The organism is Ignavibacteriales bacterium, from assembly GCA_016709155.1.
Lineage (GTDB): Bacteria > Bacteroidota > Ignavibacteria > Ignavibacteriales > Ignavibacteriaceae > JADJEI01.
The window spans coordinates 817,995-840,270 of the sequence record JADJEI010000001.1; the positions used below are offsets into that span (position 1 = coordinate 817,995).

General features: G+C 33.6%; 20 protein-coding genes and 2 pseudogenes. 6 read left to right on the forward strand and 16 right to left on the reverse strand.

Annotated elements, in window-relative coordinates:
* The 4 genes and pseudogenes from greA to IPH11_04195 all read right to left on the reverse strand — a co-directional run bounded on the left by greA (nucleotide 1) and on the right by IPH11_04195 (nucleotide 2,552).
* On the reverse strand, nucleotides 1–477 hold the full coding sequence (greA, locus tag IPH11_04180; GenBank protein ID MBK6912890.1) for a transcription elongation factor GreA: 477 nt from the start codon (nucleotides 475–477) through the stop codon (nucleotides 1–3).
* Nucleotides 478–850: 373 nt separating this feature from the next.
* Nucleotides 851–1,396: a hypothetical protein gene (locus IPH11_04185; protein MBK6912891.1), complete on the reverse strand. Its 546-nt coding sequence runs from the start codon at nucleotides 1,394–1,396 to the stop codon at nucleotides 851–853.
* Nucleotides 1,397–1,437: 41 nt separating this feature from the next.
* A complete protein-coding gene (locus IPH11_04190; protein MBK6912892.1) occupies nucleotides 1,438–1,965 on the reverse strand; it encodes a putative metal-dependent hydrolase in 528 nt (175 codons plus the stop codon).
* A gap of 24 nt (nucleotides 1,966–1,989) precedes the next feature.
* Nucleotides 1,990–2,552, reverse strand: a pseudogene (locus IPH11_04195) (DNA-3-methyladenine glycosylase I).
* A gap of 150 nt (nucleotides 2,553–2,702) precedes the next feature.
* On the opposite strand from IPH11_04195, the gene IPH11_04200 reads away from it, so the two are divergent.
* Complete coding sequence (locus IPH11_04200) at nucleotides 2,703–4,163, forward strand: SDR family oxidoreductase (GenBank protein MBK6912893.1); 1,461 nt, start codon at nucleotides 2,703–2,705, stop codon at nucleotides 4,161–4,163.
* Nucleotides 4,164–4,186: 23 nt separating this feature from the next.
* Here the strand turns inward: IPH11_04200 and IPH11_04205 are convergent, their stop codons facing one another.
* From IPH11_04205 to IPH11_04250, 10 genes are all read right to left on the reverse strand, one after another.
* A complete protein-coding gene (locus tag IPH11_04205; protein ID MBK6912894.1) occupies nucleotides 4,187–4,411 on the reverse strand; it encodes a hypothetical protein in 225 nt (74 codons plus the stop codon).
* An 87-nt stretch (nucleotides 4,412–4,498) separates the two neighbouring features.
* Nucleotides 4,499–4,975: a PepSY-like domain-containing protein gene (locus tag IPH11_04210; GenBank protein ID MBK6912895.1), complete on the reverse strand. Its 477-nt coding sequence runs from the start codon at nucleotides 4,973–4,975 to the stop codon at nucleotides 4,499–4,501.
* A gap of 92 nt (nucleotides 4,976–5,067) precedes the next feature.
* A complete protein-coding gene (locus tag IPH11_04215; protein ID MBK6912896.1) occupies nucleotides 5,068–8,076 on the reverse strand; it encodes an efflux RND transporter permease subunit in 3,009 nt (1,002 codons plus the stop codon).
* A gap of 40 nt (nucleotides 8,077–8,116) precedes the next feature.
* Entirely contained in the window at nucleotides 8,117–9,145 is a 1,029-nt protein-coding gene (locus tag IPH11_04220) for an HlyD family efflux transporter periplasmic adaptor subunit (GenBank protein MBK6912897.1), read from the reverse strand.
* Between the two features lies 1 nt (nucleotide 9,146).
* Nucleotides 9,147–9,506, reverse strand: coding sequence for a TolC family protein (locus IPH11_04225; GenBank protein MBK6912898.1), 360 nt, complete (start codon nucleotides 9,504–9,506; stop codon nucleotides 9,147–9,149).
* Entirely contained in the window at nucleotides 9,484–10,413 is a 930-nt protein-coding gene (locus IPH11_04230) for a TolC family protein (GenBank protein ID MBK6912899.1), read from the reverse strand. The genes IPH11_04225 and IPH11_04230 overlap by 23 nt, the downstream gene beginning before the upstream one ends.
* Before the next feature lie 29 nt (nucleotides 10,414–10,442).
* A complete protein-coding gene (locus IPH11_04235) occupies nucleotides 10,443–10,724 on the reverse strand; it encodes a hypothetical protein (protein ID MBK6912900.1) in 282 nt (93 codons plus the stop codon).
* Between the two features lie 390 nt (nucleotides 10,725–11,114).
* On the reverse strand, nucleotides 11,115–11,861 hold the full coding sequence (locus IPH11_04240) for a hypothetical protein (GenBank protein MBK6912901.1): 747 nt from the start codon (nucleotides 11,859–11,861) through the stop codon (nucleotides 11,115–11,117).
* Between the two features lie 291 nt (nucleotides 11,862–12,152).
* Entirely contained in the window at nucleotides 12,153–13,394 is a 1,242-nt protein-coding gene (locus tag IPH11_04245; protein MBK6912902.1) for a HAMP domain-containing histidine kinase, read from the reverse strand.
* Nucleotides 13,391–14,068: a response regulator transcription factor gene (locus IPH11_04250; GenBank protein MBK6912903.1), complete on the reverse strand. Its 678-nt coding sequence runs from the start codon at nucleotides 14,066–14,068 to the stop codon at nucleotides 13,391–13,393. Before IPH11_04250 ends, IPH11_04245 begins: the two co-directional genes overlap by 4 nt.
* A gap of 194 nt (nucleotides 14,069–14,262) precedes the next feature.
* Here IPH11_04250 and IPH11_04255 point away from each other — a divergent pair, with 194 nt between their 5' ends.
* The 5 genes and pseudogenes from IPH11_04255 to IPH11_04275 all read left to right on the forward strand — a co-directional run bounded on the left by IPH11_04255 (nucleotide 14,263) and on the right by IPH11_04275 (nucleotide 17,720).
* Nucleotides 14,263–14,661, forward strand: a complete 399-nt coding sequence (locus IPH11_04255) for a DUF937 domain-containing protein (GenBank protein ID MBK6912904.1) — start codon at nucleotides 14,263–14,265, stop codon at nucleotides 14,659–14,661.
* A 205-nt stretch (nucleotides 14,662–14,866) separates the two neighbouring features.
* Nucleotides 14,867–15,165 (forward strand): annotated as a pseudogene (locus IPH11_04260) (hypothetical protein).
* Nucleotides 15,166–15,174: 9 nt separating this feature from the next.
* Entirely contained in the window at nucleotides 15,175–15,708 is a 534-nt protein-coding gene (locus tag IPH11_04265) for a DUF1003 domain-containing protein (protein ID MBK6912905.1), read from the forward strand.
* Between the two features lie 108 nt (nucleotides 15,709–15,816).
* Nucleotides 15,817–17,076, forward strand: a complete 1,260-nt coding sequence (locus IPH11_04270) for a DEAD/DEAH box helicase (protein MBK6912906.1) — start codon at nucleotides 15,817–15,819, stop codon at nucleotides 17,074–17,076.
* Nucleotides 17,077–17,213: 137 nt separating this feature from the next.
* The gene (locus IPH11_04275; protein ID MBK6912907.1) at nucleotides 17,214–17,720 is read left to right on the forward strand and encodes a hypothetical protein; all 507 of its coding nucleotides are present in this window, start codon (nucleotides 17,214–17,216) and stop codon (nucleotides 17,718–17,720) included.
* 1,565 nt (nucleotides 17,721–19,285) lie between these two features.
* Here the strand turns inward: IPH11_04275 and IPH11_04280 are convergent.
* Entirely contained in the window at nucleotides 19,286–20,818 is a 1,533-nt protein-coding gene (locus IPH11_04280) for an insulinase family protein (GenBank protein ID MBK6912908.1), read from the reverse strand.
* Nucleotides 20,818–22,167 (reverse strand): insulinase family protein, encoded by a 1,350-nt coding sequence (locus tag IPH11_04285; protein MBK6912909.1) that lies wholly within the window; start codon nucleotides 22,165–22,167, stop codon nucleotides 20,818–20,820. Before IPH11_04285 ends, IPH11_04280 begins: the two co-directional genes overlap by 1 nt.
* Nucleotides 22,168–22,276: the final 109 nt, after the last annotated feature.

A 22,276-nucleotide genomic window follows, 5' to 3' on the forward strand; every position in this document is an offset into this window, starting at 1 on the left:
TTATTTTATATCCAATATTTCATATTCTTGAATACCGGCAGGAACTTTAATCGTAACACGCTCCCCTAAATTTTTTCCCATCAACCCCTGCCCAACAGGTGAAGTAACAGAAATTTTTCCGAGTTGAAAATCAGCCTCTTCCGGTGAAACTAAAGTGTAAGTCAAATCTTTTTTCGTCTTAAGATTTTTCAATTTAACAATAGACAATATGTGTACCTGACTGTTTTCAAATTGCGATGCATCTATAACTCTAACTCTTGAAAGTACGTTTTCAAGTTTACTGATTTTAAGTTCGAATAAGCCCTGCTCTTCTCTTGCCGCATCGTACTCTGCATTTTCAGAAAGATCGCCATGAGCACGTGCCTCAGCTATCTTGCGTGCCATTTCTTTTCTGCCGCCTGTTTTCAAGTATTGAAGTTCTTTTTCAAGTTCCTGAAGCCGCTCTTTAGTAATGTAAACAAAATTTGGTGAAGACATATTTCCTTCCACTGTTGTTTGAAACCGCGATTTAAAAAAAATTACCACCGCTTTGGGCAGTGGCAGTTCAAAAATAAGGATTAAGAGTCAGCTTGTCAAGATTAGAATGAGAATAAATTCATTTGAATTTTATTATTTTAATCAAAATTGCTCTAAGAAAAATATAGACTGTCGTTCAATAACGACCACTGTTAATTACATAAATAACCCGGACAAATTGGTCACTTTATTTTGAAAACATTGGCAGTTCATCAATCAGTTCAGAAGCTAACTTTAATATTACTCCTCTAAACAGCCATTTACCTGCAAATGGTTTAAACTCAGCAGTTGACTCCACGCGATCAACCGAAATAAGATTCGAATTCTTTGCATCCTAGATTGAATAGCCCATCGCAGCTGTTGTGGCAAAATTAATTTTAGCAGAAGATTCCTCATTTTCAGAAGGTGTCGGATTTGAATAGCTCAATTCTGTTATTATGATAAAAAATTCAGAGCTGATATCCTTTGTATAAAAAGCTACTGGATGCTTAAGAAGATAAGTAAATTCTTCCCCCTCCGAAGAAATGAATGACAAATCAACAGTTTCATCCGAACAACCAGGTTCGAAAAATTTCCAGTTTATTTGATTGAAAGTAGAAAACATCTTTAGTGCTTCCGGAAAATATTTCTTATACGAATTAAAAAAAAGATTTCTATCTACCTGATAAACTGAATCGGCATTCGGATTATAATTCATGTCTAAATTCGGAAACCAGATAGTCAGTGACGAATTAGTAAAGGCACTGTCTTCGTAAATTCCTGATCGAAACGACTCATAATTATTTGATTTTTGCTTTTCTATTTGTTTTGAACAGGACAATAGTGTCAGCGAATTTATTAAGGCAGTTGTAATTAAAAGCCGGACAAAATCTTTTTTCATTTTTAATTTAACATTTAATAATTATTCATAGCAAAACCGTTTTACCATTTCATTCGCTTTTTCAACTCTGTAATGTGAGCGAGATGATGTTTGCTGTGCCAGGCATAAAGCGCCAGCAATTTAGAAAGTGATATCTCCTCCCATTCCGGGTGAAAGCATGTGCGTTCGAATTGCTCATCAGTCATTGAGTTTAATAGCACCACCCATTTGATGTGAAGAGACTCCAATAATGTTAAAGGAATTTCAATTGGAGTTTGAAACGTGTCCATCAATTCAGCCCAGAGGTTTTCTTTATAAGTTTTTATTGCAGGATTATCTTCGGTTAGAGCCAGCTTAAATCGTATGTAAGCGTTTAAATGGCTATCGGGAATATGATGAATAACCTGTCTAACTGTCCACCCGCCTTCGCGGTAAGGTGTATCGAGCTGCTGCTGTGTAAGATTTTCAACTTCTTTTTTTAATTGTACTGGAAGCGAAGAAATAGTATTGATGAATTCTCTTCGCATATCTTTTGTTACAGTAATGTTCCTATCAAATCTTCCGATTGGATAGCGCATGTCATGGTTCATTTTATTCCTTTCTAAAAAATATTTTTAATTACATTCGTTATATCTAAAACAATCAACAAGATGATCGTTTACCATTCCTGTTGCCTGCATGTGTGCATATATAATTGTAGAGCCAACAAAATTAAATCCTCGTTGTTTTAAATCTTTACTTATTAAATCAGAAAGTTCTGTGCGTGCGGGAAGTTCTTTTAAAGTTTTAAATTTATTTTTAATCGGTTTGCCATCAACAAACCCCAAATGTATTTATCAAAAGTTTCGAACTCTTTCCGGACTTGAATAAATGCCTTTGCATTTGTAATAGCAGAATTAATTTTTAATTGATTACGAATAATGCCAGCATCTTTCATTAGCGAATTGATTTTCCTTTTATCATACGTGGCAACTTTGTTAAAATCAAAATTATCAAATGCTTTTCGGAAGTTTTGTCTTTTATAAAGTATTGTTCGCCAACTTAATCCTGCTTGAAATCCCTCCAGCAACAAAAACTCAAAAAGTTTTTTATCGTTGTGAATAGGAACGCCCCATTCTTTATCGTGATAATTAATATACATTGCATCGTTTGCAGGCCAGGGACAACGGGTTTTCATTTATTATTCCTTTCCGCGGTAATTTACAGTAAAATAATTCTTCCTTTACTAAAAATATATCTAATTCCTGATAAACTTAAATAATGCTTTAATTAAATTTCAGATGCTCTAGAATTTTTTCCTTAACAGTTTGTTTTGATAAATAAAAAAATGAAAATACTATTAACCGGTGCAACTGGATATATCGGCAAAAGACTTCTTCCCGTTTTGATAGAACAAGGACACGAGGTTATTTGCTGTGTGCGCGATAAAAATAGATTTCCCTCGGAAGGGATTTATAAGCATCATAACATTTCTTTGTTGGAAATTGATTTTCTTAAAGACATTCAAAGTTCAAGTTTAAGTAATATTAAAGATATTGATGCGGCTTTTTATCTCATTCACTCAATGAGTTCAAATGTAAAAGATTTTGGTTCGCTTGAAGAAACCTCAGCAAATAATTTTATACAACTTGTTAAGCAAACTTCCATAAAGCAAATTATTTATCTTGGTGGAATTACTAACGAAGAAAAACTTTCAAAGCATCTTGCATCAAGAAAAAAAGTTGAGGAGATATTAAGTAAAAGCGGTATTCCACTCACATCAATCAAAGCGGGGATTATAGTTGGATCGGGCAGTGCTTCATTTGAAATTATACGTGATCTTGTTGAAAAACTCCCAGTGATGATCACCCCAAAATGGCTTAATACAAAACACCAACCGATTGCAATTAGAAATATTTTAGAATTTCTAACCGGAGTTTTACTTAAACCAGAAACTTTTAACAAATCTTACGATGTTGGCGGACCGGATATTTTATCTTACAAACAAATGCTTTTGCAATTAGCAGAAGTGCGCGGACTTAAAAGATTTATTTATACTATTCCCATTATGACGCCAAGACTCTCCTCTTACTGGTTGTACTTTGTAACATCAACATCTTATATGCTTGCAATAAATCTTGTTAACAGTATGAAGATTGAAGTAGTTGCACAGAATAACGGTCTTGAGAAAATGCTTAACATAAAACCAATATCTTATAAAGAAGCTGTGCAGAATGCATTTCAAAAGATAGAACAAAATAATGTTGTGTCAAGCTGGAAAGATTCTCTTGTATCAAGTTATGTTGATAATTCTTTGCTTGAGCATATAAACATTCCAACGAACGGATGCTTTGTTGATAAAAGAGAAAAAGAAATTGCAACAAGCGCTGAACAAGTTATTGATAACCTCTGGTCAATCGGCGGTGAGCGCGGATGGTATTACGGTGATTGGCTATGGCACTTACGTGGATTTTTAGATAAACTAGCTGGCGGGGTTGGTTTACGAAGAGGAAGAACTAATAAAACAGAAATTCATACTGGCGACACTCTCGACTTCTGGCGTGTGCTTGCCGCTGATAAAGACAACAAACGATTACTGCTTTATGCTGAAATGAAATTACCCGGTGAAGCCTGGCTTGAGTTCAAGATCTTAAACAAAGATGGAAAAAACTTTTTAAAACAAACAGCAACTTTTCGTCCTAAGGGATTATTGGGAAGATTGTATTGGTATTCGGTTCTTCCGTTTCATTATTTTGTGTTTGATGGAATGGCAGAGAATATTATCTATTATAAAGAGAAAATATTATAAATGAATTTGTCCCATTTCATTTTTTAGACTCTTACTTTTTCTAACTTAGTTTCTTTTATCAAACCAATAGTTAAAATTGTTGCGAAAAATATTGACGCAGCTATTGTACCAAAGTCAAGCCCCCCTTTTTCTATCGGCTTTGTAAGAAGGTCGCCAAATGTAGCTCCAAATGGTCTTGTTAAAACAAAAGCAATCCAGAATAAATTTATTTTAGAAACTTTAGGATAGAAATGAAGTTTGTCATTTATTCTTTTTCAGATGCCTTGAAGGTCTGGGGAAGCGACCTTCAAGGCATAATAATTTTTGAGTGAGCTTATTTATTAAAAAACAAAAACCTAATCTTTATCCTCATCATCATCTTCTTCTTCTTCGTTTTCATTGCTCATATCTTTCTGATCAATATTCCCTTTTGAATCAAAGAGCAAATCCTTTTTCACGTTATCTTTTGTAATTTCAGCTTCGAAGGTTACTTCACCTTTTGCACTAATAATTTTTGCCGTTTCTGTTATTTTGAAACCGGCATAATTTTTTTCTACAAATGATGCTGCTGATTTAGGAAGCTCTGAGATTTGAATGGCAGTTTCAGTCTCTTTTTGATTTCCTTTTTCATCAAATACAACAGAAACATCTGTTCCATTTTCTTTGAAGCCAGCCTCAAACTCTGTTTTACCTTCTTTATCCCATTTTACATCCGTTACTTTGGGATAAAGCTTTGAGAAAGAATCTTTAACTGCTTTTGGAACTTTTGTTTCTTGTGCAAAAACTGTAAATGAAACAAGTAAAATTGCGATTAAAAAATATTTCGCTTTCATTTTATGAACTCCTTTTTATGTTGTTGATAATTGTTCTTTTGTTACGCTGTAAACATAAAAAGTGAATCTAAAGAAATTCTGAAGTGAAAATTCTATTTTTCAATTTTCATTAAGATGCTGGGCAGCACAATTATCAGCAAAGGTATAGCAATTATAAACCCTCCTATTATTGCAATTGCCAGAGGCTGATGTAATTGCGCTCCGCTGCCAATTCCAAGTGCAAGCGGAAATAGTGCTGTTATAGCTCCAAGTGCTGTCATTAAATTTGGACGAAGTCTTACCGATATTGCGTATGCAATTGCTTCATCTTTTTTCATTCCGTTTTGTTTCGCTACTGTAAATTGCAGGTAAGTAAAAATAGAATTTTCTCCGATAATTCCGACAATCATAATCAACCCAATATAACTTCCAACATTTAAAGGAGTTCCGGTTAAATATAATGCAAGTACACTTCCGCTTATACCAAGAACAGCAAGAAAAATAATTGCAAAGCCAATTCTTACTTTTCTGAACAGAAAGAGTATAACAGTAAAAACTAATAAGACAGCAAGTAATAAAATGGTAATTAACTCTTTGAAAGCCTGCTGTTGATCGGCATAAGAACCGCCATAGATAATCTGATACCCTTGTGGTAAGGAAATTTTTGCTGAAATATTTTTTTGAATATCAGCAAGGGTGCTGCCCAAATCCCGATTGTTTAATCTTGCAGTAACGGCAACCATTTGTTTTAAATTTTCCCGCTCGATTTCTGCAACTCCGCTTGTTAATCTGAAATTAGCAAACTCATCAATAGGTTTTAATCTTCCATCGGGAATGAATATTGAAGTATTCTTAAGTTCATTTATTGTTTGGTCCTTTTTCTGTTCAATCATTCTGATATCAACCATACGGTTTTTCTCTAATATTGAACCGACGACACTTCCTTCAATTTTTGTTTGTATCTGAAACTGAAAATCCTGTGGAGATAATTGATATTGACTGAGCCTGGCAATGTCCGGATCAAAGGTTAACTCAGGGCCGGCAATTACAATTCCATTAAATACATCAGCGGTGCCGTTTGTGTTTTTAACTATATTGGCAACATCATTTGCTAATTGATAAAGAGTAGTTTTGTCATCGCCAAAAACTTTTATCTCGATCGGTTGAACAGAACTCATCAAATCACCAAGCATATCTGTAATTACCTGACCAAAATCAACACGAAGCGAAGGAAGCGCCGTTTCAATTTTATTTCTTATTTCATCTGAAACCTGTGTAGTGGTTTTATTTCTTTTTTTCTTTAATTGGATAAGATAATCACCACGATTCGGTTCGGTGATAAAAAATCCCATTTGTGTCCCTGTTCTTCTTGAAAAAGACTCGACTTCGGGAATTGTGCTTAAAACATTATCAACATATTGAAGCATTTTATCAGTGTCTTCAAGCGATGTTCCCGGTGGGCTTTCATAATCAAGGACAATTGAACCTTCATCCATTTCAGGTAAAAAGCCAGATGGTAATTTTGGCAGCAAATAATATACAAGAAAAATTAATAGCACAATTATACTGCTTGCAATAAACGGACGCTTAATAAAAAAGTAAACCCAACCGACTTTGTTTGCTGCTTTTGACCTGGCTTTAATTGAATGCTCTTTTTTTGAAAGTAAAAGATAAATAACCGGCAGTCCTATCCAGGTAACAAAGAACGAAGATATTAGAGTGATAATCATTGTATCGGTTAGAACCTTGAAATATGCACCGGCAACACCACTCATTAAAGCAAAGGGAAGGAAAATTACAATTGTACTTAAAGATGAACCAACCATCGCCGGGAAAAGATATTTTATTGCTTTGGGTATAAGTTCATGAGTACTTGTGTTGTGGTTTTCTTCGTGTGTTCTGTGGATTTGTTCAACAACAACGATTGCATCATCAATGATTAAACCTATTGCTGCAGCAATTGCTCCAATTGTCATTATGTTAAAAGTGTAACCAAGCGAATAAAGGATAGTAATAGTTAAGCTAAGAGTAATTGGAATTGTAATTAAAATTACAGCACTTCCTTTTAATGAGCGAAGGAAAATAATCGTAACTATTATTGCTAGTAAAAGTCCAATCCACAAAACATCTTTCAAACTATTGATTGAATCACTAACAAAATCAGCTTGGTTATAAAATGGTTTTAGCACAACGCCTTTAGGTAGAATTTTATTCAACTGAGTTATTTGAGATTTTACACTATCAACAACTTCAATTAAGTTTGAGTTTGGCTGCTTTATTACTGCAACAAGCGGAACATTTTTTCCGTTAGCATTAATTTTTAAGTATTCTTTCAACTCGCCAATTTCAATTGTTGCAATATCTTTCAGCTTAATTGTTCTTTTAGGTGAGTTACTAATGATTGTATTTTCAAGTTCGCTTTTTTCTTCTATAGCTGCATCTGTGATTGTTAAGTATAAACGATTGTAGTCTTTTATATAACCTGTCGATGTAATAATGTTGGATTGTGCAAGGACATCCGTAATAGTTTTTGGTGTAATACCAAGCTGACTCAGTTTGACTGGATCAATTATTATATGATACTCTTTTGTTTTACCGCCAATCACTGCTATTTCTGAAACACCATTTACTCTTGATAAAAATGGTTTAATTGTATACTCAGCAATTTGTCTTAACTCAATTTGACCTCTGCCTTCACCTTCAAGTGAAAAACCCATTACCGGCAGAATGGAAGGGTTCATTTTTTCAATTACGATATTTACATCAGGAGGAAGTTGTTGTTTAATTGCATTTATTTGTGCTTCAATACGCTGTTTGCCTAAATCAATATCGGTATTCCAATTCAGAAAAGCTGAGATTTCGCAACTGCCGCGGCTTGTAGTGCTTCGGATTAAATTTAAGTCCTGAACTTTCTTAATTGCATTTTCTATAGGAATAGTAACAGTAACCATCATTTTATCAACCGGCTGCTGCCCGTTATCAGCAATAATTTTGATTTTAGGAAATGTTATATCCGGAAACAATCCCGATTGAATTTTAGAAAGAGAAAATATTCCTCCTAAAAGAGTAACGAACAGAATTACAATTATCGGACTTTTATATTTCGTGTAAAAGGTGTTCATAGTATTTCATTTATCTAATGAATTATATTTTTAAATTGTTTCATCGTTGCGTTTCCTCAAAATGATTACTCTTTGATAACACTTTCGCAGTATCAGGCAAACCATAAGCGCCATCAACTATAATTCTATCTGTCAATGATAATTTTGGAGTTACTATTTGTACCAAACTATCGTTCTCAATTCCTTTTGTAATCGGAGTTTTAATTGCCAGAGTATCATTTAATAATTTCATTATCCAGAATTTCGTAAGTGTTTCATCTGATTGAATTGCTGATTTAGGCACTACAACGGTATTCTTTATAAAATTCACCGGAATTTTTACCTCAAGATTTAAATTAGCAGGAATATCTTTTCCGTCAGCAAAGTCAATTAGAAATGTTTGTGTTTGAGAAACAGGATCAACGCTTGGAAGTGATTTGGAAATTATGCCGGTAATCTGTTTACCATTTGGAAAAATTAATACACAGCTCGATTTTAATTTTATTTTAGAGATATGCTGGTAAGGAACATTCAGTAAAACTGCAAGTGAATGAGGGTTTGAAATAACAGCAAGCTGTTCACCATCGGAAACAAAATCACCAACATTATAATTTAATTCGGTCAGTATACCGCTGGTTTTTGATTTAATATTCACAACTCCGCTAAAAATCTCATCACTTAATTTTACCCGCAAACTATCAGCTGCATAAGCTTCTTTTGTAATCACTGTGAAAACGATATCGCCAGCATTTACATAATCACCAATATTTTTATAAACCTTTTGAATGAATCCTTGAAATGTTGAGCGCACAATTTCTTTTTTCATAAAAAAAGTAGTTGCATTGAAACTCATATAATCGGTTAAAGATGATTCAGATGGATTTGCAACCTTTACAGGAGTGCCCAACGTTTTTGTAGGTGTTGTTTTGGTATCGCTTGAGCAGGAAACAATAAATATTGAGAAGATTAAAAATATTATTAGTGAAAAAAAGTTTTGAGATTGATTTGTGCTTTTCTCAGGCAATAAAGTTAAGCTTTTGTCCTTGCAGGCGGAGCGAAGCAATCTGTTTATGAAAATTGATTTTCTCATCTTAATAATCCCAATAATTATAATTGTTGATTTCAATCTGATAATTTATTTCGGTTGTGATCTTATTTTTCTTAAAATCAGCAAAGTTTTTGAGTATGGTTAGATATTCAATCATAGAAAGTTGTCCTTGCCTCAATTCCCGCTCAGATATTTTTATCACTGTGTTGTAGCTTTCCATTTGTCTGGAAAGGTTGCTCAAATTGTTTTTCAGACTTTCAATTTTTTTTAATACCGAGCTTTTCTGGTTATCAAGAAGAATTGCGAAATTAGATCTATAATTATTTATTGTTTCAATAGATACTTTGGTTTGCTGCTGTGTTAGCGACCTTTGATTGCCATCAAAAATCGGTAGTGAAAAAATTTACCCCTGCACTTAATCCAAATTTTCTCTGAATATTATTTAACTCAACGGCATTTAAGCCGGTATTAAAAAACAATGAAACTTGCGGTTGATATTTTGTCTCAAAAATCTGCTGCTGATTTTCGATTGAAAGACTATCCAGCTCAAATTTTTTGAAAAATTCGGAATTTGTTTTTATGCTTTTAAGTTTTAGTGAAACAGAATCAAGCTCAACAACACTGCTATCTTTAATTCCACATAACGAATTAAGCTGAGAAAGATTGGAAGTGAATTGAACATAATAATCATTTTCTGCAATTTTTTGATTCTCAATTTCAACAGAGAGTAACAAATACTCGGATTGTTTTGCCATTCCACTTTCTACAAGCTCACCTAAAATTTTTAATTGATCATTTAGGTAAGAGATAAGTTCAGTTGTCATATTATAAAGCTGATATGATAGGTATGACTGGAGATATTGATCAGTAACTTGTTTACTCAAATCTGTCTTTAATAATTCTATGTCATTTTTAATTTTGTTTTCTGAAATAATCCGTTGGTTTGATAATGCATCGTTTAATGCGCCGTTAAAAATATTTTTTTCTATATTAAATTGAGCAGAATACAATCCGCCGTTTGTTAATCCAATATCATAACCAATAGCATTCTGATCCGGATTTGATGTTATAATTCCGCCGCTATTATTGAAGTAAGGAACAAAGAGATAGTTAGCAGATAAATACATTTGAAAACCAGATGTTTGTGCATAATCCAAGTCTCTTTGTAAACTATTAATTCTGAGCAAATTCTGCTGCTCATTTATTGACGGATTATTTTGATAAGCGGCATTTAAATAGAAATCTAAATTTTGCTGGGCAAAGAGATTTGTAGCGAATAGAAGCAGAGTTATAATAATATTTGTTTTCATTTTTCGAACCATTTATAATTCTAAATATCTTATTGTTCACAAACTATCGTACCGTCTGCTTTAAGAATCACTTCTTTGGTTAAAGTCCCTTTCGTTAAATCTACAAGATATGCAATGCTTTTATCAGCTAAGGTTAGGCTTTCTATTTTATGTGCTGGTTGAAAATCAGCATATTTTGCTTTTACCGTTTCCAAAACTTTTGCAGGAGCTTTACTTAAATCAATATCTTCTTCTAATTGGACAAATGTTCCATCAAATAAGAAAATTAATGAATAATCCGGACTATCTTGTTTACTGATGGCAATATCCATTGCGTCTTCACCTGTGCATAAAGGATCGTATGCGGCTTTTTTTATTGCATATCCCGGATAATGTTTGTTTACATACTCTTTAATGTTAATAGGCAGTTTATCTAATGATATTTCTCCACTAAGGGTTTAAAGCTCTGTGTTGTGTCGGGACTAACAGTTTTTAATTGCGTACTTACTTTTTTGTTATTGCAAGCAACAAAAATAAGTAATGCTAATGTGAACAATAAAAATGTAATTACTCTCTTCATTTTTGTATCTCCTTAAATTTAATTGTTGATTTGTTGGTGCAGCAATAGTTCTTTAATTTCTTTGTGCTATAAGATTTTTTTATTAAAAAAGGGAAACAGAACGTTTCCCTCATAATAAATAAAAAGACTATTAACCTCAAATTTAATCTTCTAATTCAACACTGTTATTCAGATTGTTTTCAAAAGACTGAAGCAATGAACTATTATTTGTTTCATCAATTATAATTGTGCCGTTAGTAATCGTTGCCGAGTCAAAATTTATGTTTGCGAACATTTTATCAAAATCAAACATAATAGTGACCGGAACTGTACTGTTTTGTGTGACAGTAATTCCGGTGCCGCTAATTAAAGTTTGGAATGTATTTGAAAATTTTGATTGAAGAACAAACGGAATAACATTCCCATTACTTTTAACAAAGTCTCCATTTACAAATAATGAATTGCCATTGAATGGCGGATTTACATCGGTAAAAAAGTTTAAATCAACTTGTTTAAATGTTCCGGGATAAACTGCAAAAGTTCCAACGTCAACAGAACCACTTGCAATGTTAAAAGTGAATGGACCATTTAATAAAATATCTGGAGCTTCGGTATCGCCATTGTTTGAACCTCCGTCATTATTTTCCCCAGTTTGCTCACCGTCAAATCCTGAATTTTCTTGTATGTTTATTTTGGATAAACTGATATTGAAAGTAGATAAAGACAAATTTCCATTTGCGCTAGCAATGCTGTTTATATTGGTTGCTGTTTTGCCATTTGCTTTCAAAATAACAGTGCTGGATTTGTCCAGCGATGTTGGTGAATTTGGATCTGACTTGTTGCAAGCCGAAAAGAATAGTGCTACTACTAAAGAAGCACTAAACAAGAGAACAATTTTTTTGCTTTTCATCCTAACTCCTTTTGTTATTGTATAAAACAATTATTTAATCTTCCACGCCAGTTTGGCAAATGGAATTGGTAACATTATTATCAAATATCTCCAATTTTTAACTTAGTGAAGTTAGAATATGAATCTGAAGGAATTCTGAAGTGTTAAGGGCAGTTAATTTTACACTTATTTTTAATCCTCAGTTAAATGTTATGGCAACAACAAAATTAAGCAGAGTAATTCTGTTTTTATCGGCATCCTATTAAAGAAAAAAATAGATTATAAAAACCTCATTAAAAAAGCAGAATAAAACTAAAAATAAAGTTTTATTTCGTGCCATTCATTTTGGGTTTCATATTGGATTTTAAAACTATACAAATCACAAATTCTTTTAACAATTGTTAATCCCAATCCAACAGAATCAACACTATTTGTGCTTTTTACAAAACGATTAAACATTATTGATGGATTTTCTTGTAATGGAACACCACTATTTTTTATGCTAAAAAGTTTGTTCTTCAATTCAACAATTATTTTTCCATTTTGATTATTATGCTTTATTGCATTTGAGATTAGGTTTGTAAAAAGAATATTTATTAAAGATTGATTTGCATTAATAGAAGTTTTATCCTCAAATTCAGTTTCAACAATTAAATTTTTGGTTTTTATAAAATCCGAAAATGTTGAAAGAATACTTTTAATTTCATCTTCAATAATTATTGGTGCATTTTCAAACAGATTTTTATGCTCAAGTTTATTCAAAAGTAAAATTGATTTATTAACTCGCTCTAATCTGTTAAGATTTGTTAAAACAGCATTTACTTGATTCAAATCATTTTCGTTTAATTCTTCATCCTGCAACAATATTTCAAGCTTTGATTTTGCAATTGCAAGCGGCGTTTGAATTTCGTGATTCATATCTTCAGAAAATTCTTTTAAACTGCGATATTCATTTTTTGCTCTTTGAGATAAGAACAAAACTGATTTGTTAAGCTGATTAAATTCTTCGATGTTAGTATTACTTAATAATAATTCTTCATCGCTCTTAATGGAAAATCCTTCAAGTTTTTTTAAGGTATCGTAAAAATCTTTGAGAATATTTTTAGAAACTTTATTATTTACAAAGTACAAAACGAAAACGAAAAGCAAAAAAGATATAAGTACAACAGTGAGAATAGAACTAAGCATATCTTCTTTTTCTATTAAAGATATCCGGACAATAACTTTATAAAATTTGCCATTTACATTTGTAAATGAAGTAAGCTGCCTGAATGGTTCTCCATCATCCTCCTCGTTAGACTTAATCAATACATCGTTAAATTCATTTTTATCATTTGCATGATTAACCGGGATGATTTCTACGAAAGGAGAAAAGCTAACCGCTCTACCGTTTTTTAATTCTTGAACAGCTTTTTGAGAAATGTTAGACAATTGTTCGTCGGTTTCTTCAGTAATAGTATTTTCAATAACGAAATAAAGTCCAACCGATACAACTATGAAAACCAATATCGAAACGAAAAGAAAGTAGCGACTTATTTTATTTATAAGCTTCATTTTAATGTTAACTTATATCCAATTCCATAAACAGATTTAATGTAATCATTAGCACCTTGCTCAATAAGTTTTTTGCGAAGATTTTTTATGTGTGTGTAAACGAAATCAAAATTATCAAAAGCATTTGCATCATCGCCCCAAATGTGCTCAACAATTGATTCTTTGGTTAAAACTCTTTCTTTGTTGCTTATAAAGAAAAGAAGTATCTCGTATTCTCTTCTTGTTAGCTCAACAATTTTGTTATTAACTTTTACTTCACGTTTTTCAGTATCAATAACTATTTCGTTAATAATTATTTCACTGCTTCCATCAAACAGTCTTCTTCTTAAAACGGATTTAATTCTTGCATTAAGTTCCGCAAGATGAAATGGTTTTGTAAGATAATCATCTGCACCAAGATCAAGTCCGGTTAGTTTATCATCAATGGTATTTTTTGCGGTGATAATAATTATTCCGCATTTGGGTTGAAGTTTTTTTAACTTTTTAACTAACTCTAAACCCGAGCCATCGGGCAGCATCAAATCAACCATGGCACAATCATATTCATCTAAACTAATTTTCTCATCAGCATCAGAATATCTATGTGCTGTGTCAATTAAATAATTTTCTTTGCCAATAAAATCAACGATAGATTTGGCAAGATCTTTTTCATCTTCAATTAATAAAATTTTCACACTGTAAAGTAAATAAATAATTCTGAAGAAAAATTGAAGCGTCATTAACGTGTGTATAAAATCAAGCTATCAAGCCTAAAACCAGTCCTTATGTATTACTGATTTTTTATTTTTATCCAATACATTATTAAGAAATTAAATCAAGTTTTTAATAAATTTAGATAAGGCTTTTATAAAACTAAGAAAGGATTAAAATGGACATACTTAACACGGTCAAATCCGCACTTGGCGGCGGAGATAAACAAAATGATCTCATGTCAACTGTAATGAATCTGGTTGGCGGACAAAGCGGCGGATTAAATAATTTAATCAGCCAGTTTGGAGCAAAAGGCTTAGGCGATGTTGTTGGCTCCTGGGTTGGAACCGGGAAAAATCTTCCTGTTTCTCCAGATCAACTTAAAGGCGTGTTAGGTGATGATACTGTAAAAAATATAGCATCAAAACTTGGTATGGATTCAAACGCAGTTACATCACAACTTTCAAATCTGCTTCCACAAGTTGTTGATAAATTAACTCCTGATGGAAAAGTTCCTGAAGGTGATTTGATGAGCAAAGCAACTGATTTGCTTGGCGGATTGTTTGATAAAAAGTAAATGGTTCTGAGACATAATTTCACAATGCCGTGATTGAATATCGCGGCTTTTTTTTAGAATATCTTTTAGGTTTGATTTTTCAACAATCAATATTGATTTAAAGAAAGATTATGTAATATTACGTTAAGAATTCTATTAGCATTAGTGCTATGTATCAGTATTAAAATCAAATTTTAATTAGGGAAAACAAAAGTTTCAATCTAAAATGGCAAACAAAACCTCTCAACACATCTTGAATACGGCAGCAAACCTTTTAGGATTTTGTCTTTTCGTTATTACTGCATTACATGTCACCAACCAATTAGAAGCTTACATTATTGATGAATTAACTTCCGGTGTTGCAATTTTACTAACTTTCTCCTGCCTCCTTTCATTTTTTCAATCAGATCAACAAACCTTACAACTGAAAAAAGAACTGAAACGATAGCCGACTATTTATTTATACTCGCACTAATAGGGATTTTAATAATTATTTTACTAATAACACTAAACTTTATAAAGTGAAATTAAACTATGAAGATAGATACATCTAAACTCCTTCAGTCGGAAGACGAACAATTAGCAAAACTTCAACAAATTGTTAAGCAAGCTATAGCTGAAGAAAAATTAATCGTTCAAAACCTCTTACACCAGCCCAAAGAAATCTTAACTAAAGGGCAAACTGTTTCAGACAAGGTCGCAAGATTCGGCGGCAGTTGGATGTTTATTATTAGTTTCTCAATAATACTTTTGATTTGGATTTTATTCAATACCATCTCCCCTCCTAATGATAAATTTGATCCTTACCCATTCATTCTTATGAATTTAGTCTTATCAGCAATAGCAGCAATTCAGGCACCGGTTATTATGATGAGCCAAAATAGAAAAGAAGAAAAAGATCGAAAAAGAAATGAGAACGATTACCTGATAAATCTTAAAGCAGAATTAGAACTAAGAAGTTTGCATCAGAAAATAGATTTATTACTAGAGGATCAAATAAAAATCTTAATCCAGAGCCAGGCAGAACAATTGGGATTACTAAAAAGCATTAAAGCACGAATTGATTAAGCAATTGTTTGATTAATCAAAAACAAAATTGTACAAAATTAAAAAAAACACATAGGAATTATAAATTTGCCAAAGACAGAAGTTAACAACTCAACACACATACCTGACATTCAATTCAAATCATTAAATATTATTGAGCCTATTTTACGGGCAGTAAAAGAAGAAGGCTATATTACCCCAACCCCAATACAAGCACAATCAATTCCTATTATTTTGCAAGGCACTGACTTGCTCGGCTGTGCGCAAACAGGAACCGGGAAGACTGCTGCTTTTGCAATCCCCATCCTTCAAATATTAAGTTCAAATAAAGTTTATCAGAAGAAAAGGAAAGTGAGAAGCCTCATCGTTACTCCGACAAGAGAATTGGCAATTCAAATTGGCGAAAGTTTTAAGGCTTATGGAAGACATACGGGATTAAACTGTGCAGTAGTTTTTGGCGGTGTTAGCCAAAGCCCGCAAACATCGGCATTGCACAACGGTGTGGATATTGTAGTTGCAACGCCGGGCAGGTTATTAGATCTTATGAACCAAGGGCATTTAACTTTGCGTGACGTGGAAATTTTTGTTTTAGATGAAGCAGATCGAATGCTCGATATGGGTTTTATTCATGACGTAAAAAGAATCTTGGCTGCCCTTCCGAAAAAAAGACAATCACTTTTCTTTTCTGCCACTATCATGCCCGAAATAATCAAACTTGCAAACACAATCTTACACCACCCTGTTGAAGTTTCTGTAACGCCCGAATCTTTGACGGTAGATATTATTGAGCAATTTGTTTACTTCGTTGATAAAGGAAATAAAAATGCTTTGCTGGTTGATATTTTAAAAGATAAAAATATTAAACCGGCGTTGGTCTTTACACGCACTAAACACGGTGCGGATAAAGTTGTAAGTTATCTTTTAAAACATAAGATTAAAGCAGAAGTTATTCATAGTAATAAATCACAAACTGCAAGACAGCGCGCACTGACAAATTTCAAAGCTCAAACAACTCGTGTTTTGGTGGCAACAGATATTGCCTCACGAGGAATTGATGTTGACGATTTAGAATATGTATTCAACTATGAAATTTCCAATATGGCAGAAACTTATGTTCATCGTATCGGAAGAACCGGAAGGGCAGGGGCAAAAGGAACAGCAATTTCATTTTGCGATGCGACAGAAAAAACTTACCTGCGCGATATAGAAAAATTAATTGGTAAAAAAATTACTGTAGTCGAAGATCACCCGTTTCCATTGATAGATCATAATCCTGTGAAACCTGCACAACAAGAGCATAGAAAAAATAATTCGGGACATTCAAGACCCGGAAATTTTGAAAAAGACAAAAAGAAAAAATGGACAGGTAAACAAAAAAGATCGCGGTAGGTTTGTTGAACTCAACCTTTTGATGATTTATAAAGAAAAATTATTTAAGTTTGGAAAAATAAAGACTCACTTTAATGAGACTTATACAACTAAAAATGGTTGTATATGTCTGGTTTTGTGAGACCTATAAATGAGTTATGGACTATGTTAGGACAACAACTCAAACGACAAGACAAAACAATAAATTTAATAACGATATGACCAAACAAATCTTTAAAAACACATTAAAAGCATTTACTTTCATAGTATTTATGTCAGCAATCATAAGTTGTAACTCTAACAATAAAACAGAAACGAAAGACAATTCAACCCCAATTTCTGAAAATGAAAGTATTCCAGACACCGTTGTTCAGTTTTTAATTACTTCTTCTTCCAATGATTTTCGTAATCATCAACCACCGACACCTATTGATTTCCGTAATGTGAAAATTGGCTATATTAAATCACCAAACAGCGAAAAGACTTTTCTCTTATGTGGAGAATTTTTATCTCAAGAGAATAAGGAGTGGACTGAGTTTACTACTATTAAAACATCTGGATACGAACAATATCTCGGAAAAACACAATATTGCCAAGATGCAACAATGGTTTTGATAGATAAAAACTTATCAGTTGAATTAAAGAGTAAATTGGCTGAGGAATGAAATATTCGGCAAGCATCAACTTACGAGATAATGTAACTGAAACAAGACCTTTATTTGTTCAACACGAACGACAATTAAAAAATGAACTATAACGACTGTCAATAAAGAAACACAGCCTATAACATCGGCTTAGCATCAGGCGGGGTGACTTGCAAACTTGGAGCTTTATGCTTCTATTCAAGTCCAGTGCTTATTAACAGTTTTATATTCCGGGACACGCCCGAAGGCAAAGCCAGAAACCGTTAAAGCCATAAATAGAATTCTTGACTCAAACAAATAAATATGATGAAACTAACACAACTTTTCAACGATTTTTTTGACAGCGAAAAAGCTGGCGGACTAATTTTAGTCCTCGTGACTGTGTTTTCACTTGTTCTTGCAAATTCTGCCTGGCAAACAGACTATATTAACTTTTGGTATTTTGATTTGGGCGGACACAGTCTCGTTCATTGGATTAACGACGGACTAATGACCATCTTTTTTCTCCTAATTGGTTTAGAGTTAGAGAGGGAAATTTATCACGGAGAACTTTCCAGCTTAAAAAATGCTTCATTGCCAGTCTTTGGTGCTATTGGCGGTATGCTTCTTCCAGCAGGGATATTTTTATTACTCAATTTCGGGACAGACACTCAAGCCGGTGCTGGTATTCCAATGGCGACAGACATTGCTTTTGCTATCGGCATTTTATCCCTTTTGGGTAATCGTGTACCCACCTCCCTTAAAATATTCTTAACTGCTTTAGCAGTAATGGACGACCTGGGTGCAATTATAGTTATTGCAATTTTTTACACAACCTCAATTGCATTTATAAATTTATTTATTGCGTTAAGCATTTTTGGTTTTCTGATTATACTAAACCGACTGAAAATTCAAAACTTAATACCATATTTAGTTGGCGGTGCTGCAATGTGGTATTTTATGATGAATTCAGGTGTTCATCCTACAATAACGGGCGTCCTGTTAGCATTTGCAATTCCATTTGGCAGCGGAAGCGACAAATCACCTTCTTATATTCTTCAGCATTTCATTCACAAACCAGTTGCTTTTTTTATTCTGCCATTGTTTGCAATAGCCAATACCTGTATTGCTGTCGGTGACACTTGGCAAATTGGATTAGGGCAAACAAATAGTTTAGGAATTATTGCAGGACTTGTAATCGGGAAGCCTTTAGGAATCTGGCTCTTTTCAATTATTGGCGTTGGATTGGGACTTTGTGCTCTGCCGACAGATTTAAAATGGAAAAATATCATCGGTGCTGGATTTTTAGCTGGAATAGGTTTTACAATGTCAATCTTCATTACTCTTCTTGCGTTTGACAATGCAGACACTGTTAACAATTCAAAAATTGCAATTCTTATAGCTTCATTCATTGCAGGCGTTATTGGTTTCGGCTTCCTCCAACTGACACTAAAACACGAGCAGAAAATGACTAATCAATTTGACTGCAGAAAAATAATTGTAATCAAAAGCAGGCTTAACCCGGCTCAAGAATTAAATAGAAAGATGATATTTTCTCTAAAAGAAATCATCTCCCCCAAGTTTAGCTTTAGCATAAACTTATTTTCTTATTTAAAAGTCTCTTTTGAATCTATTACATTTACTTTCTTAACATTCAGTTTAAAATTTTCCGTCTCTGAATCTTCCTTTAATATTTCCGGAGGTAACCCCGCCTTCACCAAATTAGAATAACTCATCGGGGAAGGCAGATTATTTTTCAAACTGTTAGCAAGAGCTTCTGCTTCACTTACATCTGTCACAATTGTAATTTTCATTTTATCAATCTGCATATACTTTTTGATCGCATTATTTACATCATCAAGAGTAAGCTTAGAAAGTAATTCACCCAATTCATTAATGTAATTTTCTCTGCCGTACATTTTTGAATCCATTAAATAACCAAGCTGCTGATCAGAAGAGGTAACATAAAGCTTAATATAGCTTTGAAGAAATGCACGAGTCTGTTCAAAATCTTCGGCGGAAATTCCGTTCTTAATCATCTTATCCATTTCACGCAAAGCCATCCTCAGCGCAAAATGTGCGTGACCAATGTTGATATCTTTCAATTCTTCATACTGCGCTTTCAACTGCTTTGCGATCTGAACAGGTCGTATCCACAAAGAGAAATAATTCGATTGTCTCGGCACACCAGATGGAGGAACCATATTGCCTCCCCCGTTATTATACCACTCGATATATGAGTAATCTCCGTAATTCATTGAGCGCTCCTCGCGGATCATCTGATAAAGCTTGCCGTAAGATTTTCTATGTTCGCCCAAATAAGAATTTGCAACCATCAGCGCTGCAAACTCATCATCCGATCGGGTAATTGGCAATGGATAACCCGCATAAATTGCAGATCCGAACGCACCGTCCTTTGCAATTATTTCAACATCAATACCATCAGAAATTTTTACAATTGGCGCAGAAGGTATTACAGGATTTACATCCGGCAAAGTCGCAAGATCAGATTTCAACTTATTTAAAAATTCATCAGTATAACTTCCTGCAATCCCGATCATTAAATTGTTTTTAGTAAAATAATTTTTGAAGTGAACTTTTACATCTTCAAGTGTAAGCGACTTAACTGAATTTGATTTCCCTTCGACCATTGACTGATAATTTGTCCCGCGGAATAGAAAATCCTCAAGCGCTTTCTTACTGTATTCCTCATCAGATGATGCGCGGATAACCTGATCAACATAGGCTTGCTGATTTACTTTTACTCTTTCAAAATCTGCCTCACTGAAAGTGGGATTTGTTATCAAGCCGATCAGGATGGGGTAAAATTCCTTCATCCAATCTTTATGAAATTGGAAAGTAAAAATCGTCACTTCTTTATCAACAGAAGAATAATAACCGGCTGCCATAGGATATATTTTATTCTGAATATCGCTGAAACTCAGTTCGCCGGTGCCGCCTTGCGTTATTAATTCGGCAGTTAGATTAGTCAATCCTTCTTTCCCGATAGGATCCGAGATTGAACCATTCTTAAACATCAGCTTTACTACAACCTTGGTTGAATTAGGCTGCTTCAGTTCTACAACTTCCTGCGCCATAATAATTCCTGTTAATATCAATGAAATAATTAATGCTTTCATTATTTAACCCCGCCTTTCTCATCAGCAGAGATGGTGCCGATGGTTAAACCGTTTTCAATATAATATTTGCTTGCAGCCGTTTTAACATCTTCAATTGTTACTTTGTCATACAAAGCGTAAAGTCTGTTTACAGACTCGGGGTCTCCAGTCAAATAAATATAATGGCTGACAGAGTTTGCAATCGCATTTGGATTATCAATCCCCATTGCATAACTGTATTTTAAATTAGATTTAGTTTCCTGAAGCAGCTTTGGATCAACACCATTTTTTTTTATGTCTTCGATTGCTTTAGTTATTTCGTTTCGAACATACTGGAAATCATCTTTGCTGATAAATGAAGCGTCGATACTGATCAGATATGGATCGCGGGAATCCGTAGCGCTGCCTCCAAGAAATCTGAGCTTTTGTTCATCAATAACAAGCTTTTTATATAGCGCTGAATTTTGAGAAAATAAAATTGTATTCAAAACATCAATTGCAGGCATATCAATTTTGGAATCGCTGAATGCCGGAGCTTTATAATTCATACTCAGATAGGGGGGAATAGAACCATTTTGTAAGTGAAAATATTTTGTCGTCTTTTGTTCCGGTTCAACCGGGATGTCAACAGTATAATTTCCTTTCTGCCATGCTCCAAAATATTTTTCTGCAAGTTCATTTGCTCTTTCCGGTGTTACATCGCCAACAACAACAATTGTAGAATATTCCGGACGATAGTAGCGGTCAAAAAACTTCCTTGAGTATTCATATTGATTCGGCATATCAACTATGTCCTTAAAGAATCCCATTGTCGTATGTTTATAGGTGTGTGATTCAAATGCTGTGTTTAGCAGGTTTTCATAAAGCTGTTGATATGGGCTTGCAAAGTTCTTCGTGTACTCCCCCTTAACTGCGCCTGCTTCAACTTTGAAGTCATGTTCGGAATATTTAAGATTCATAAATCTATCCGCTTCAAGGTCAAACATTTTTTCAAGATAATCTACATTGCCTGTCATGTGATAAATTGTTCTATCTAATGAAGTGTTTGCGTTTGCACCTGCACCGGTCATTTTCAAAACTTTGTTATATTCTTCGCGTGAATATTTATCAGTCCCCCTGAACATCATGTGTTCAAAGAAATGGGCAAAGCCGGTAACACCCTCCTCTATTTCATTTCTTGAACCCACTCTAACTACTATGAAAAATGATGCTAAACCCGGACTATCGAAAGGAATCGTTACCACATTCAAATCATTCGCAAGTTTATGCTGATGAATGGGGTACGGAAGGATTTTTTTGTCCTGAGCACTTAGGCTTGTTAACATAATTGAAATAAATCCTATCATTAATATCGGAGTGTATCTAAACACAATTAGCTCCTTTTAATTTTGTTTGAATTTTTTTATGATTCAAATTTAAGCGAATAAAAGAGTTGAGGCAAAAGAATTAATGGCTTTAATCGGATTTAGAGGATGAGCG